The organism is Streptomyces sp. NPDC005070 (assembly GCF_053600395.1).
In genome coordinates, this window is record NZ_JBSFZS010000006.1 from 106,739 (window position 1) to 121,664 (window position 14,926).

The following is a 14,926-nucleotide window of genomic DNA, read 5'->3' on the forward strand; positions in this document are numbered from 1 at the left end:
GCCAAGTCTGGCCCACGCCACCGACACCCGATCCACGTCCCCCCGGACTTTCCCGGTCCTCGGTCCCGTTCAGTGGTTTTCGTACGGAACGTTCATGGTCGCGCACACCACGCGCCACACGTCCTTGGCCTCCCAGCCCGCGTCCAGCGCCTCGTGGACGGTACGCCCGCCCAGTTCCGTCATCACATGATCGCGCGCGAACGTCTCGGCGTACCCCGCGCCGAAGTGATCAGCCATTCGCTGCCAGAAGACCGTCAACCGCATGACACCAGTATCCTGCCCCTGAGAGTGGCCCCGAGCCGGGGCCGCGTGGCGAGACCGCTTTCCGCCCTACGGTCTGACGCATGGCCGAACCCGGAGCATCCCGACTCCCCCAGACGCCCCCCGCGCACTCCCCCCTCGCCCGCGCCGAGCACTTCGTCTGGCTCACCGCGCGCGTGCTGGAACAGCGCCGCTTCGCCTATCACTTCCTCGGTGGCGGTGCCGACGCGGTGGAGACGGCGCTGGCCGCCTACCGCAACGACGACGAAGGGTACGGTCACGCGCTCGAACCCGATCTGCGCGGTCCGGTCAGCCAGCCGCTGCACACGGCGCACGCGCTGCGCGTGCTCGACTCGATCGGGCGCTGCGGCGGGCAGCGCGTGGAACGGGTGTGCCGCTATCTGACCGCCGTGTCGACCGCGGACGGCGCGCTGCCGGCCATCCATCCGAGCCAGCGCGGCTATCCGGCGGCTCCGTTCGTGCCGGTCGTCGACGATCCGCCGAGCGAACTCCTCGCCACCGGCCCGGTCGTGGGCCTGCTGCACCGCAACGAGGTGTGGAACGCCTGGCTGTTCCGGGCCACGGACTTCTGCTGGCAGGCGGTGGACTCCCTGGAGAAGTCGCATCCGTACGAGATCGAGGCGGCCGTCGCCTTCCTGGACTCGGCGGCCGACCGACCGCGCGCGGAGGCGAGCGCCGATCGGCTGGGCCGGCTCGTCCGTGAGCAGCGGCTCGCCGTGCTGGACGCCGGGCGCCTGGAGGCCTACCCCGTCGCGCCCGGTTACGCGCCGGGCGAGCACCACTTCCCGCACGACTACGCGCGGACGCCGGACTCGCTCGCGTGCGCGTGGTTCACCGACGAGGAGATGGCCCGCTCGCTGGACCACCTCGCGGACGAGCAGCAGGAGGACGGCGGGTGGCCGATCCGCTGGCGTCAGTGGGCTCCGGGCACCGCCCTCGAGTGCCGTCCCATGGTGACCGTAGAGGCCCTGCGCACTCTTCGGGCGTACGGCAGGGCCGTCAACTGAGGCCTCTGCGGGGCGATGTACGGGCGGTGTCCGTACACACGGGAGTGCCCCCGTGCACGGCCCTCGTCGGGGACAGGGGGCACACCCGTCTGTCCCCTGTCCCGCCCCCACGCGCGGGTGTCAGCCGGTCAGCGCGCGGACCCCGGCCGTCACCACCACGGCCGCCGCGACGACCACCAGGAACGGGGCGCGCAGGATCAGCGCGACGGCCGCCGCGGCGAGCCCTGCGGCCTTCGCGTCGAGGACGAGGACCCGCCCGTCGGCGAACGTCTGCTGGGCCGTGAGCGCGGCCAGGAGCGCGACGGGCAGCAGGGCGGCGAGGCGCTGGACGAGCGGCCGCTCCAGCACGCCCGCGGGGATCAGCAGACCGATGAGCTTGACGGCGTAGCAGCCGACGGCGGTGACGCCGATGGCGATCCACATGTTCACCGTACGTCTCCTGACGCGTCCGGCCCGTTGTCGTGCGTACCGGCCGGTGAACCATGCTCCGCGCGGGCCTGTGAACCCTGTGAACGGTTCTCCGCGTCGGACGGTGACCCGTTCTCCGCACCGGCCGGTGTCTCGTGCGACGCGTCGGCGGAGGCGTCGCGGGCGGTGTCCGCGCGGCGGCGCCCCGTCGCCCAGAGCACGGCGGGGGCGGCCAGGGCGGCCGCCAGCACCGGGACTCCGGCGGGCAGCACGGGCAGCAGACCGAGCCCCAGAAGGACGGCGATTCCCGCGACGGCGCGTTCCGTGGCGGTCTTGAGCATCGGCGCGAGCAGCGCCAGGAACACCGCGGGTCCGGCCGCGTCCAGGCCCCACGCGTCGGTGTCGCCGATGGCCTCGGCCCCGGCCGCGCCGAGCAGCGTGGTGAGGTTCCACAGCAGGTAGAGGGACAGGCCGGTGACGGTGAAGCCGATCCGGACGCCGCGGCGGGTGGGCTGGGCTAGAGCCACGGCCGTGGTCTCGTCGATCACCCATTGCGCGGCGAAAGGGCGCACCGCGCGCGGGAGGGCCAGGAGCTGGGACAGCCGCAGCCCGTAGAACGCGTTCCGGACCCCGAGGAAGAACGCGCCGGCGGCCGCGGTCAGCGGGTTGCCCCCGGCCGCGAGCGCGCCCACGAGCGCGAACTGCGAGGCCCCGGTGAACACCAGGAGGCTGAGGGCGCAGGTCTGGAGCAGGCTGAGCCCGCTGCCGGCCGAGGTCACCCCGAAGGCGAAACCGGACAGTCCGACGGCGACCCCGACTCCGAGGGCGTCGCGGACGACGGCGGCGTCGGGTTTTCCGTGTTCTTCACTGCGTATGTCTGGGAGAGCTGTCTGTTGTGCCACGCGTCGGACGGTACGGGGAGCCGGCCCCCGGCGTCTTGTACGTTCTTGCGCTCCCGCTGATAGGCGCCCGGAGGGACACCCACGATCCGGCTGAAGTGCCGGTTGAGATGCGGCTGGTCGGTGAAGCCGACGGCGACGGCCGCCTCGGCGGGTGTGGATCCGGCGTCCAGGAGGTGGCGGGCCCGGCGTACCCGGGCGTCGGTCAGCCAGGTGTGGGGCGGCATGCCGTAGGCGTCCCGGAACGCGCGCAGCAACGCGAACGAGCTGGTGCCGAGGTCCGCCGCGAGCCGCTCCAGGGTCGGCGGCTCGGTCATCCGCTCGTCCAGCACGCCACGCGCGCGTGCCGCGAGCCGGCCGCCGGCGGTGCGCACGGCCCGCTGTGGCAGCAGGCCTCCGTTCAGGCGCAGCAGCCGGGTCACGGCGACCCTCAGCAGGGTGTCGGCGGCCAGCGCGTTGCCCTCCTCCGCGGCCCGCAGAACCTGGTGGACCAGGCCCGCCGCGTAGGGGTCGTCGAGTACCGGGCGGCCGAATCCGGGGGTGCCGCGGAGGGTGGTGGTCTCCGCGGCGATCTCCGCGACCGTCTCCGGCGAGGGGTACACCGCCCCGTACCGCCAGCCCTCGGGGACGCCCGCGCGGCCGGTGTGCGGGGTGTCGGGATTCACCAGTGCCAGCGAACCCGGGCCCGCGTACTGGTCGGCGCCGCCGTGGTGGAAGACCTCGACGCCCTCGGTGACGGCGGCGATGACGAAGTTCTCATGGGTGTGCCGCACGAAGATCTTCTCGACGTAGCGGGCGCGCAGCAGATCGACACCGGGCAGCTCCGCGTACTGCCAGTGCCGCGCCCGCTCCTGCCCCGAACCTGCCACGTCCTCATTGTCCGCCACCGCGCAGGGACGGCTCGCCGACCGGGCCCACCGCCCCTCGACAGCCCGCCGACCAGGGAACCACCGCCCCGCGACGGCCCGCCGGCCGTGGGAGCCCTCGCCGCGACCGACGGCCGCTACCTGCCCGGCTTCGCCCGCATCTGCCCGGTTCGGCGCGGTACCGATCTCCCCCGCCCGCGCTCAGCCACGGCGTTCTCGCAGGTCAGCGCGATTGTCAGTGGGCGGGTGCAGGATGGACGCATGGTCAGCTCCGCGCACCCTGCGCTCGACGGCTTCTCCCCCGCGACCCGCGGCTGGTTCACGGGGGCCTTTTCCGCGCCCACCGCGGCCCAGGCCGGGGCGTGGGCGGCCATCGGCGCGGGTTCGGACGTGCTGGTCGTCGCCCCCACCGGTTCCGGCAAGACGCTGGCCGCGTTCCTCGCCGCGCTCGACCAACTGGCCTCGACGCCGCCTCCGGCGGACCCGCGCAAGCGCTGCCGGGTGCTGTACGTGTCGCCGCTCAAGGCGCTCGCGGTCGACGTGGAGCGCAATCTGCGCAGCCCGCTGACCGGCATCCGGCAGGAATCCGTGCGGCTCGGGCTGCCGGAGCCGGAGGTGAAGGTCGGCATCCGCTCCGGCGACACCCCACCCGCCGAGCGCCGGGCGCTGGCCACCCGCCCGCCGGACATCCTGATCACGACTCCCGAGTCGCTGTTCCTGATGCTCACCTCGGCCACGCGCGACGCGCTGACAGGCATCGAGACGGTGATCCTGGACGAGGTGCACGCGGTCGCGGGCACCAAGCGCGGCGCCCATCTCGCGCTCACCCTGGAGCGTCTCGACGAGCTGCTGCCGAAGCCCGCCCGGCGCATCGGCCTCTCCGCGACGGTGCGTCCCGTGGACGAGGTGGCGCGCTATCTCTCGCCCCGCCGCAAGGCGGAGATCGTCCAGCCGCCGTCCGGCAAGGAGTTCGACCTGTCCGTGGTCGTCCCGGTGGAGGACCTGGGCGAACTGGGCGGGTCCCCGGCCGCCGACGGCAAGGAGGGCGCGGAGAAGCCCTCCATCTGGCCGCACGTCGAGGAGCGGATCGCCGACCTCGTCCAGTCCCACCGGTCGACGATCGTGTTCGCCAACTCGCGTCGTCTCGCCGAGCGGCTGTGCAACCGGCTGAACGAGATCGCCTACGAGAGGGCGACGGGCGAGCCCTTGGAGGAGGCGCACACGCCGGCCGAGTTGATGGGCGGCTCGGGCGCGGCGCAGGGGGCGCCGCCGGTCATCGCCCGCGCTCACCACGGTTCGGTCTCCAAGGAGCAGCGGGCACAGGTCGAGGAGGATCTGAAGGCCGGGCGTCTGCCCGCCGTGGTCGCCACCTCCAGCCTCGAACTGGGCATCGACATGGGCGCGGTCGACCTCGTCGTCCAGGTGGAGTCGCCGCCGTCCGTGGCCTCGGGGCTGCAGCGGGTGGGCCGTGCGGGTCATCAGGTCGGCGCGGTCTCCACCGGTGTCGTCTTCCCGAAGTACCGGGGCGACCTGGTGCAGGCGGCGGTGGTCACCGAGCGGATGCGCACCGGCTCCATCGAGTCCCTCCGGGTACCGGCCAACCCGCTGGACGTGCTGGCTCAGCAGCTCGTCGCGATGACGGCGCTCGACACCTGGCAGGTCGACGACCTGCTGACCACGGTCCGCCGGGCGGCCCCCTTCGCCTCTCTCCCGGAGTCGGCGTTCACCGCCGTCCTGGACATGCTCGCGGGCCGTTACCCCTCGGACGCGTTCGCCGAGCTGAGGCCCCGCGTGGTGTGGGACCGCGTCGCGGGCACGGTGACCGGCCGCCCAGGCGCCCAGCGGCTCGCCGTCACCTCCGGGGGCACCATTCCCGACCGCGGACTCTTCGGGGTGTTCCTCGCGGGGGCCGACCCCAAGAAGGGCGGCGGACGGGTCGGCGAGCTCGACGAGGAGATGGTCTACGAATCCCGGGTGGGCGACGTCTTCACCCTCGGCACCAGCTCCTGGCGCATCGAGGACATCACCAGGGACCGGGTCCTGGTCTCCCCGGCGCCCGGCGTCCCCGGCAGGCTGCCCTTCTGGAAGGGTGACCAGCTCGGGCGTCCGCTCGAACTGGGGCGCGCGGTGGGCGCGTTCCTCCGCGAGGTCGGAGCGCTCCCCGAGGCCGACGCCCGGCTGCGGCTGCTGGCGGCGGGCCTGGACGCCTGGGCCGCCGACAACGTCATCGCGTACCTCACCGAGCAGCGTGAGGCGTGCGGGCACATCCCGGACGACCGCACGATCGTCGTCGAGCGCTTCCGTGACGAGCTGGGCGACTGGCGTGTGGTCGTGCACTCCCCCTTCGGAGCCCAGGTGCACGCTCCCTGGGCCCTCGCCCTGGGCGCCAAGCTCTCCGAGCGGTACGGCATGGACGCCCAGGTCATGCACGCGGACGACGGCATCGTGCTGCGGCTGCCCGACGCCGATCTGATGGGCCTGGACCTGCTCGACCAGGCACCCGCGAAGGCGGGCACGGAGTACGACGCGGACCAGGCGCCGGTCGGCGCGGCGGACGTCGCCTTCGACAAGGGCGAGGTCAACCAGATCGTCACGGACCAGGTCGGCAGTTCGGCCCTGTTCGCCGCCCGCTTCCGCGAATGCGCCGCCCGCGCCCTGCTCCTGCCGCGCCGCAGCCCCGGCAAACGCACCCCGCTGTGGCAGCAGCGGCAGCGCGCCGCTCAACTGCTCCAGGTGGCGAGCGAGTTCGGTTCGTTCCCGATCGTCCTGGAAGCGGTGCGCGAATGCCTCCAGGACGTCTTCGACGTGCCGGGGCTCACGGAACTGATGGGCGACATCGAGTCCCGCAAGGTGCGGCTCGTCGAGGTCACCACCCCCGAACCCTCCCCCTTCGCCCGCTCCCTGCTCTTCGGATACGTCGCCCAGTTCCTGTACGAGGGCGACTCGCCGCTAGCCGAACGGCGGGCCGCCGCGCTGTCGCTGGACTCCCGTCTACTGGCCGAGCTGCTGGGCCAGGCCGAACTGCGCGAGCTCCTGGACGCGGACGTCCTGACCGAGCTGGAGCGCGAGCTCCAGTGGCTCACCGAGGACCGCCGCATCAAGGACGTGGAGGGTGTCGCCGACCTGCTGCGTCTCCTCGGGCCGCTCACGGAGGCCGACCTGGCCGAGCGGGGCGCGGAGCCGCAGTGGGCGAAGGAACTGGCGGCCGCCCGCCGCGCCATCCGGGTCCGGATCGCCGGAGCCGACCACTGGGCGGCCGTCGAGGACGCGGGCCGGCTGCGCGACGCGCTCGGCACGGCCTTGCCCGTCGGTGTCCCGGAGGCCTTCACCGAGCCGGTCAAGGACCCGCTCGGCGATCTCCTCGCCCGGTACGCCCGCACCCACGGGCCGTTCACCTCGGCGACGGCCGCCGCCCGCTTCGGTCTCGGCACGGCCGTCACCGACGGCGCGCTGCATCGCCTCGCCGCGAACGGCCGGGTCGTCCAGGGCGAGTTCCATCCCGCGGGCATCGGTCAGGAGTGGTGCGACGCGGCGGTCCTGCGCAGGCTGCGCCGCCGTTCGCTCGCGGCGCTGCGCCATGAACTCGAACCGGTCCCGCCCGCCGCGCTCGCCCAGTTCCTGCCGCAGTGGCAGCACGTGGGCAGCGGTCACGGGCTGCGCGGAATCGACGGACTGGTGCGCGCCGTCGAGCAGTTGCAGGGCGCGTCGGTGCCGGCGTCCGCGCTGGAGAAGCTCGTGCTGCCTTCCCGGGTCGCCGGTTACACCCCCGCCCTGCTCGACGAGCTCACGGCCGCCGGTGAGGTGGTCTGGGCCGGGGCGGGTTCCCTGCCGGGCAAGGACGGCTGGGTGTCGCTGTATCTCGCGGACGCCGCCCCCGTGCTCCTTCCGGCGGCGCACCCCCTGGAGCCGACGGCGCTGCACCAGTCGGTGCTCGACACCCTCTCCGGGGGCTATGGCCTGTTCTTCCGCCAGATCGCCGACCAGGTCCGCGCCACCACGCACCCCGACGCGACGGATCCGCAGCTCGCGGACGCGATCTGGGAGCTGGCCTGGTCCGGGCGACTGACGAACGACACGCTCGCGCCGATGCGCTCCCTGCTGGGTTCGGGCCGCACCGCGGGTTCGACGGCCCACCGCGCCAAGCGCTCGGTCCCCCGCGGGCGCTACGGCTCCCTGACGGGCGGGGCGCGCCCCCAGTCGCGGACGGGTCCCCCCACCGTGGCGGGCCGCTGGTCGCTGCTGCCCGAGCGTGAACCCGAGGCCACCGTCCGCGCCCACGCCCTGGCCCGCACCCTGCTCGACCGGCACGGCGTGGTGACCCGGGGAGCCGTCGCGGCGGAGGGCGTCGAGGGAGGCTTCTCGGCGGTGTACCGCATCCTGTCGGCCTTCGAGGACAGCGGTCAGGCACGGCGGGGCTATGTGGTCGAGGGGCTCGGCGCGGCCCAGTTCGCCATGGACGGCGCGGTGGACCGGCTCCGGGCCGCGGCGAACGCCCGCGACCGGGGCGCCGCCCTCCTCGATCCCGCCGTCCCGGACAACTCCCCCGCCGCCCACGGCTTCCCGGACACTCCTGTCTTCCCGCCCTCCGGCCCGGGCTTCGACGGCAAGGGCCACGGCGAGGCGTACGTCGACCGGGACGACATCGCGGACGGTCCGGATTCCCTGAACGACCTCACCCGCGACTTCACCCTCGGCCCCGACTTCCCGCTCGGGCCCGGCTCCGCCCTCGGCTTCGATGTCGACGACGACCACACGTTCTCCGCCGATTCCGCCCTCGCGGCCGGCGCCTCTCACCCCGACGCACCCCACCCGTACGCGCCCCACAGCCGGAACAGCCGGTCCGGCCGCGGCGGCACGGCGTACCCGAACGGGTCCGGCCACCCCGGCGGCGCGGGTTTCCCGGGCACCCGCCCCCGTTCCCGTACCGCCTCCCCCGCTGTCGTGCTGGCCGCCGCCGACCCCGCGAACGCCTACGGCGCGGCCCTCCCCTGGCCCGAGTCCCCGACCGAAGCGGGCCACAAGCCGGGCCACAAGCCGGGCCGCAAGGCGGGTTCCCTGGTCGTCCTGGTCGACGGCGAACTGGCTCTGTACATGGAACGCGGCGGCAAGACACTGCTGGCCTGGCCGGCCGACCCGGACACCCCCCTCGCGCAGGACACCCGTCTGGGCGCCGCGGCGGAGGCCCTCGCCGCCGCGGCCCGCGCGGGCTCGCTCGGCACGGTCACCGTCGAGCGCGTCAACGGCGCCTCGGCCCTCACCTCGCCCCTCGGCACTCTCCTGGAAGGAGCGGGCTTCATCGCCACCCCGCGCGGACTCCGCCTTCGCGCCTGACCGGCCGCCCCCACCGTGCCACCCTGGAGTCATGCCCGAAGGAGACACCGTCTGGCAGGCCGCGAGGCGCCTGCATGTCGCCCTCGCGGGCAAGGTCCTGACCCGTTCCGACCTGCGGGTGCCCCGGTACGCCACGGCCGACCTCACCGGTCGCGCCGTCCTGGACGTCACCCCGCGCGGCAAGCACCTCCTCACCCGGATCGAGGGCGGCCTGACCCTGCACTCGCATCTGCGGATGGACGGTTCGTGGAAGGTGTACGAGCCCGGCCGACGCTGGAGCGGAGGTCCGGCCCATCAGATCCGGGCCATCCTCGGCACATCGGACCGCACGGCGGTCGGCTACCGCCTGCCCGTGCTGGAACTGCTCCGCACCGCCGACGAGACCCGAGCGGTCGGTCACCTCGGGCCCGATCTCCTGGGTCCTGACTGGGCCCCGGAAAGAGCGCTGGAGAACCTCCTCCGTGACCCCGACCGCCCCCTCGGCGAAGCCCTCCTGGACCAGCGCAACCTCGCCGGCATCGGGAACGTGTACAAGAGCGAGCTGTGTTTCCTGCTCGGCGTCACGCCCTGGCTCCCCGTCGGCGCGCTGCCCGCCGACCGCGCCGCCCAATTGCCGGTCCTCGCCAAGAGGCTGCTGGAGTACAACCGCGACCGTCCGATCCGTGTCACGACCGGGCGCCGCGAACAGAACCTGTTCGTGTACGGGCGCACCCCTCGCCCGTGTCTGCGCTGCGGGACGCCGGTCCGCTCGGGGAACCAGGGCGACGGATCCCGTGAGCGCCCCACGTACTGGTGCCCCCGCTGCCAGACGGGCCCCACCCCGCCGCCCGCCCGTCCGCGTGGCAACTTGCGCACGACCGATTGACGACCCGTCAGATTTCTTCGTACCGTCCCTTCATGGGCCTCCCCGCGTACGACCTCACCGGACGCACCGCCTTCGTCACCGGCGCGGCAGGAGGCATCGGCCGCGCGACGGCGGTCCTGCTCGCGGAGGCGGGCGCCACCGTGCACTGCGCGGACCTCGACGAGCCGGGCCTGCGCGAGACGGCGAAGCTGATCGAGGGCCAGGGCGGCACGGCGTTCGGTCACCCGCTCGACGTCACCGACCGGGCCGGGCTCCAGCAGGCCGTGGCCTCGTGCGGCCGCGTCGACGTCATGGCGGCGATCGCCGGGATCATGCACAGCAGCCCGGTCCTGGAGACCCTGGACGAGGATCTGGACCGGGTCCTGAACGTCAACTTCAAGGGGGTCCTGTACGCCTGCCAGGAGGCCGCGCGCTCCATGATCGCGAACGGCGTCCGCGGCAGTGTCGTCACCATGGCGTCGGGCGCGATCGACTCCGGCGGTCCGGGCCTGCTCTGCTACAGCGCGGCCAAGGCGGCCGTCGTACAGCTCACGAAAACACTGGCGACCGAGGTCGGTCCGCACGGCATTCGCGTCAACGCCGTGGCGCCCGGCTGGATCCGCACCCCCATGACCGACCGTCACGGAGAGCGTCAGGCTCACACCGAGGCGTTCATGGCACGCCTGTCGCCGCTGGGCCGCGTCGGGGAACCCGAGGACATCGCCCACGCCGTGCTGTACCTGGCCTCGGACGCCTCGGCCTTCACCACGGGCCAGATCCTCCGTCCCAACGGCGGCGTCGCGATGCCCTGGTAGCCCGCACGCCGGCGCGCCGGCGCCGGATCCCCCGCCAGTGCTTCCGCCACCGGTCCGAGCCGACGGCACCGCCGGCGTGGGACTTCGGCACGCAGTGCACCGGCAGCAGGCTGAGCCCCCACCCGCCCGCGGCTATCGCGCCTTCGAGGACCCCAGCACCGGGTGCCAGCACGAGACGGAGCACGCTGAACCACCACAGCGCACCGAGCACCAGACACGCCCCCCGGCGCACTGTTCGCCCCGCCATGGCACCTCCTCCGGCGCGGCACCGGGCCGCCGATCTCACGCGCGAGCGGGGCACACCGACGGGACACACCGGCCGGGGCCAGAACAGGTACCGCTCACCCGTTCTCCGCCTGGAACATCCAGTGATGCTTCTCCAGGTCGGCCGTGATGGCGATGAGGATGTCCTGGCTCACCGGATCCGGGTCCGCGGTGACGGCCACCCGTTCCCGCATCCGCGCGATCACCGCGCCGAGCGCCGCCACGAGTGTCCGTACGGCGTCGGTGTCCTTGGTCCAGCCATCGGGGGTGTGTCCGACGCCGCTGCTCGACGCCACGGTCGCGGCCCGCCCGTCCGGCGGGACGCCCAGCGTCGAGGCGCGCTCCGCCACGGTGTCCGAATGCAGCCGCGCGATGTCCACGACCTCGTCGAGCTGGAGGTGGACGGACCGGAAGCGGGGCCCCACCACGGTCCAGTGGACCTGCTTGGCCACCAGGGAGAGGTCCACCAGATCGACCAGGGCGCCCTGGAGCGCCTCGGAAACGGTCTTCAGGTCCGCGGCAGGCAGGGAGCTCTTCACGACGTACATCCGCATCCTCCGATTGACGACGACTCCGGTGGCCGGGCCGACGGCCGCACGCTCATGACGGCCGGCGTCGGCTTCGCCGGGTCTCTCCACCATGGAGGCCGCGCCGGATACCGGCAAACGGGCCCATGCGGGACTTCGGGACACGCGAAAGCCCCGGCCCGGCTCCTCCGGGTCTCCCCGGAAAAGCCCCGGCCGGGGCTTCGGTGGTACGTCTCCCGGCTCGGAGAACACGAGCCGGTGAGCGTCAGGCGGCGACGACGTCGACCGCTTCGGCAGGCGCCTTGATCGTGACCCGTTCCGGTGGCACACCGGTCACCGATACGGAATTGAGCATCGGGCGGCGAACCGGTGCGTGCACCGATTCGGTGGCCGCAGCCGACCGTGCCAGCTCCGCGAGGGCGAGCTCGTCGCTCACTTCCCGCATGAGCTCGGACATCCGTACGTCCAGCGCGTCGCAGATCGCGGAGAGCAGTTCGGAGGATGCCTCCTTCTGCCCCCGCTCCACCTCGGAGAGATAGCCGAGTGAAACTCGGGCGGACGAGGAGACTTCGCGCAGAGTACGGCCCTGGCGCTGGCGCTGCCGACGCAGCACGTCACCCAGCAGGCGACGGAGCAGAATCATCGGTGGCTCCCTCCTCGGACCGCGTAGCCGCATCCTTCACGCCCCACCGTACCGCCTTGCGCCGCGGCCGTGCGGGGAGCGATGTCGTGTTCACTCAGGGCTGCAAACATCAAAACCCCCCGTTCTGTTCCGTATCCTGTGCCCGCTCATTCCCGGTCTGTTCGCCCGCGAGCTCCTGAAGAAGCGCCGCGAGTACGCTGCGTACACTCTCCATACGGATTTCCGCCCGGTCGCCGTTCAACCGCAGCGGCAGCACTTTCCCGCCGCGAACGGTGTCGGAGGGGCCTTCGAAGGGCCCGTCGACGGCCACGTAGACCGTACCGACCGGCTGTCCGTCCTGCGGATCGGGACCGGCGACGCCCGTGGTCGCGATCCCCCAGTCGGCTCCGAGCGCCGCACGCACCCCGGCCGCCATCTGTGCCGCGACCTGCGCGTCCACCGCGCCACGCTCGGCCAGAAGAGTGACGTCGACGCCCAGCAGCTCGTGCTTCAGTTCGGTGGCGTACGCGGTCACGGAGCCGCGGAACGCCTTCGAGGCACCCGGCACCGCGGTGATCTCCGCGGCCACCAGACCACCGGTGAGCGACTCGGCGACGGCGAGCGTCTCGCCTCTCACTGTGAGTAGTCGCACCACTTCGGCGGCCGTGGGACTCACCGCTCGGCCTCCGCCGCGGCGGCCCGCCGCTCGGCGATTCCGCGGCGCCGCAGCACGACGGCCTGGCGCACATAGTCGAGCCCGGTGACCACGGTCAGCACGATCGCGACGCCCATCACCCAGAACCTCAGGCTGGCCAGCGCCCCGGTCAGCGGCAGGATGTACATGCCGACCGCGGTGCCCTGGGCCAGTGTCTTCAGCTTGCCGCCCCGGCTCGCCGGGATGACGCCGTAGCGGATCACGACGAAGCGCAGCAGGGTGACGCCGAGTTCACGCCCCAGGATCACGATGGTGACCCACCAGGGCAGGTCGTCGAGGGCGGACAGGCAGACCAGCGCCGCACCCATGATCGCCTTGTCGGCGATGGGGTCGGCGATCTTCCCGAAGTCCGTGACGAGGTTGTACGTGCGCGCCAGGTGACCGTCGAAGATGTCGGTGATCATGGCGACGGCGAACGCGGCCCAGGCCCAGGCCCGCATGGCGGGGTCGTAGCCGCCGTCGGCCAGCATCAGCGCCACGAAACCCGGCACGAGGACGAGCCGGATCATGGTCAGGATGTTGGCGATGTTCCAGAGGCTGGCCTGGTTGACGGCCGCGGCGCCCAGCTTCCCGCCACGAGGCGTCTTCGGGCCTTCCGGGGCGTCGGACGTACCCGAGGCGCCGGAGGTGCCGAGAGCGCTCGACGCACCCGAGGCACCGGATGCGCCGGGAGCGCCCGTCGCGCCTTTCGCGCCCGGGGAGCCGCCTGCCGCGGATGCCGGGGCTCCGGTCATCTGGCCGCCTCCTCAGTACACGCGAGCGAGCCGAGGAGAAGCGGCTCGGCCACCAGGTCGACACCTTCCGTACCGACCACCTTGGCCTCGACGATACGGCCGACGGTCAGACCCTCGCCGCTCGTGAACAGGACCTGGCCGTCCGTCTCCGGTGCCTGGTGCGCGGCGCGGCCGTACGCGCCGTCCTCGTCGTCGATGCCCTCGACGAGCACGTGGACGGTCTCGCCCACGCGCTCCTCCGCGCGCTGGGCGACCAGTTCCTCGGCGAGCCGCGAGATCCGCGCGAGGCGCTCGGCGACGACGTCCTCGTCCAGCTTGTTCTCGTAGGTCGCGGCTTCCGTGCCCTCCTCGTCCGAGTATCCGAAGACACCGATCGCGTCGAGGCGGGCCCCGGTGAGGAAACGCTCCAGCTCGGCGAAGTCGGCCTCGCTCTCGCCGGGGAAGCCCACGATGAAGTTGGAGCGCACGCCGGCCTGCGGGGCCTTGGCTCGGATGGTGTCGAGCAGCTCAAGGAAGCGGTCGGTGTCACCGAAGCGGCGCATCGAGCGCAGTACGTCGGGCGCGGAGTGCTGGAAGGACAGGTCGAAGTACGGGGCGACGTTCGGCGTCGAGGTCAGTACGTCGATGAGTCCGGGGCGCATCTCGGCGGGCTGGAGGTAGCTGACCCGCACCCGCTCGATGCCGTCGATCTCGGCCAGCTCGGGGAGCATCGTCTCCAGGAGACGGATGTCACCCAGGTCCTTGCCGTACGAGGTGTTGTTCTCCGAGACGAGCATCACTTCCTTGACGCCCTGCTCGGCCAGCCAGCGGGCCTCGTTCAGGACGTCGCTGGGGCGGCGCGAGATGAACGAACCGCGGAAGGAGGGGATGGCGCAGAACGTGCAGCGGCGGTCGCAGCCGGAGGCCAGCTTCACCGAGGCGACCGGGGATCCGTCCAGCCGGCGGCGCAGGGGCGCGCGGGGGCCGGAGACGGGGGCGACGCCTTCGGGGAGGTCGGAGGGGGCGCCGTGGCCGGGAAGGGCCACTTCCTCGCCGGCGCTCTGCCGCTCGGCCGGGCTGATCGGCAGCAGCTTGCGGCGGTCGCGCGGGGTGTGGGAGGCGTGGATGCCGCCGTTCAGGATGGTCTGGAGGCGGTCGGAGATGTCGGCGTAGTCGTCGAAGCCGAGCACGCCGTCGGCCTCGGGAAGCGCCTCGGCGAGTTCCTTGCCGTACCGCTCGGCCATACAGCCGACCGCGACCACGGCCTGGGTTCTGCCGTGTCCCTTGAGATCATTGGCTTCGAGGAGGGCATCGACGGAGTCCTTCTTGGCGGCTTCGACGAACCCACAGGTGTTGACGACGGCGACGTCCGCTTGTTCGGCGTCCTCCACGAGTTGCCAGCCGTCCGCCTCCAAGCGGCCTGCGAGCTCCTCCGAGTCCACCTCGTTACGGGCGCAGCCAAGGGTGACGAGTGCGACGGTACGGCGTTCAGGCATGGGCTCAAGACTACTTTGTCTGGCCGACACCCCACGTCGACGTCGGGACCGCTCCGTCGATCACCGTCCTCGGAGGCCCTCCCTCCGGGATCAGTTTGACGAAGACCCATCGCTTGCCCGCGAGGTCCGAAGCGTTC

At 72.7% G+C, this 14,926-nt stretch carries 13 protein-coding genes; 4 read left to right on the plus strand and 9 right to left on the minus strand.

Features of this window, described 5'->3' with window-relative positions:
• Positions 1–69: 69 nt before the first annotated feature.
• Complete coding sequence (locus ACWEBX_RS04110; protein ID WP_339131971.1) at positions 70–264, minus strand: DUF3046 domain-containing protein; 195 nt, start codon at positions 262–264, stop codon at positions 70–72.
• A gap of 80 nt (positions 265–344) precedes the next feature.
• Here ACWEBX_RS04110 and ACWEBX_RS04115 point away from each other — a divergent pair, with 80 nt between their 5' ends.
• Positions 345–1,289 (plus strand): hypothetical protein, encoded by a 945-nt coding sequence (locus tag ACWEBX_RS04115; RefSeq protein WP_451883339.1) that lies wholly within the window; start codon positions 345–347, stop codon positions 1,287–1,289.
• A gap of 120 nt (positions 1,290–1,409) precedes the next feature.
• On the opposite strand, the gene ACWEBX_RS04120 is transcribed toward ACWEBX_RS04115, so the two are convergent.
• The 3 genes from ACWEBX_RS04120 to ACWEBX_RS04130 are packed head-to-tail and all read right to left on the minus strand — an operon-like array spanning position 1,410 to position 3,465.
• Positions 1,410–1,718: an AzlD domain-containing protein gene (locus ACWEBX_RS04120; protein WP_451883340.1), complete on the minus strand. Its 309-nt coding sequence runs from the start codon at positions 1,716–1,718 to the stop codon at positions 1,410–1,412.
• Positions 1,715–2,572: an AzlC family ABC transporter permease gene (locus ACWEBX_RS04125; RefSeq protein ID WP_451883355.1), complete on the minus strand. Its 858-nt coding sequence runs from the start codon at positions 2,570–2,572 to the stop codon at positions 1,715–1,717. Before ACWEBX_RS04125 ends, ACWEBX_RS04120 begins: the two co-directional genes overlap by 4 nt.
• The gene (locus ACWEBX_RS04130; protein WP_451883341.1) at positions 2,473–3,465 is read right to left on the minus strand and encodes an AraC family transcriptional regulator; all 993 of its coding nucleotides are present in this window, start codon (positions 3,463–3,465) and stop codon (positions 2,473–2,475) included. Before ACWEBX_RS04130 ends, ACWEBX_RS04125 begins: the two co-directional genes overlap by 100 nt.
• A 258-nt stretch (positions 3,466–3,723) precedes the next feature.
• On the opposite strand from ACWEBX_RS04130, the gene ACWEBX_RS04135 reads away from it, so the two are divergent.
• Genes ACWEBX_RS04135 through ACWEBX_RS04145 form a run of 3 tightly spaced genes read left to right on the plus strand, consistent with a single transcriptional unit; the run spans position 3,724 to position 10,452 of the window.
• Positions 3,724–8,793: an ATP-dependent helicase gene (locus ACWEBX_RS04135; RefSeq protein ID WP_451883342.1), complete on the plus strand. Its 5,070-nt coding sequence runs from the start codon at positions 3,724–3,726 to the stop codon at positions 8,791–8,793.
• A gap of 31 nt (positions 8,794–8,824) precedes the next feature.
• Positions 8,825–9,658, plus strand: coding sequence for an Fpg/Nei family DNA glycosylase (locus tag ACWEBX_RS04140; protein WP_451883343.1), 834 nt, complete (start codon positions 8,825–8,827; stop codon positions 9,656–9,658).
• A gap of 32 nt (positions 9,659–9,690) precedes the next feature.
• The gene (locus ACWEBX_RS04145) at positions 9,691–10,452 is read left to right on the plus strand and encodes an SDR family NAD(P)-dependent oxidoreductase (RefSeq protein ID WP_451883344.1); all 762 of its coding nucleotides are present in this window, start codon (positions 9,691–9,693) and stop codon (positions 10,450–10,452) included.
• A 341-nt stretch (positions 10,453–10,793) separates the two neighbouring features.
• Here the strand turns inward: ACWEBX_RS04145 and ACWEBX_RS04150 are convergent, their stop codons facing one another.
• The 5 genes from ACWEBX_RS04150 to rimO form a co-directional block, all read right to left on the minus strand.
• Positions 10,794–11,264 carry a Dps family protein gene (locus tag ACWEBX_RS04150; RefSeq protein WP_451883345.1) on the minus strand — a complete coding sequence of 157 codons (471 nt, stop codon included), beginning with the start codon at positions 11,262–11,264 and terminating at the stop codon, positions 10,794–10,796.
• 244 nt (positions 11,265–11,508) lie between these two features.
• Positions 11,509–11,886 (minus strand): helix-turn-helix domain-containing protein, encoded by a 378-nt coding sequence (locus ACWEBX_RS04155; protein ID WP_451883346.1) that lies wholly within the window; start codon positions 11,884–11,886, stop codon positions 11,509–11,511.
• 109 nt (positions 11,887–11,995) lie between these two features.
• Positions 11,996–12,541, minus strand: a complete 546-nt coding sequence (locus ACWEBX_RS04160) for a CinA family protein (protein WP_451883347.1) — start codon at positions 12,539–12,541, stop codon at positions 11,996–11,998.
• Positions 12,538–13,314: a CDP-diacylglycerol--glycerol-3-phosphate 3-phosphatidyltransferase gene (pgsA, locus tag ACWEBX_RS04165; RefSeq protein ID WP_451883348.1), complete on the minus strand. Its 777-nt coding sequence runs from the start codon at positions 13,312–13,314 to the stop codon at positions 12,538–12,540. The genes ACWEBX_RS04160 and pgsA overlap by 4 nt, the downstream gene beginning before the upstream one ends.
• Positions 13,311–14,789: a 30S ribosomal protein S12 methylthiotransferase RimO gene (rimO, locus tag ACWEBX_RS04170; RefSeq protein ID WP_451883349.1), complete on the minus strand. Its 1,479-nt coding sequence runs from the start codon at positions 14,787–14,789 to the stop codon at positions 13,311–13,313. Before rimO ends, pgsA begins: the two co-directional genes overlap by 4 nt.
• Positions 14,790–14,926 lie beyond the last annotated feature (137 nt).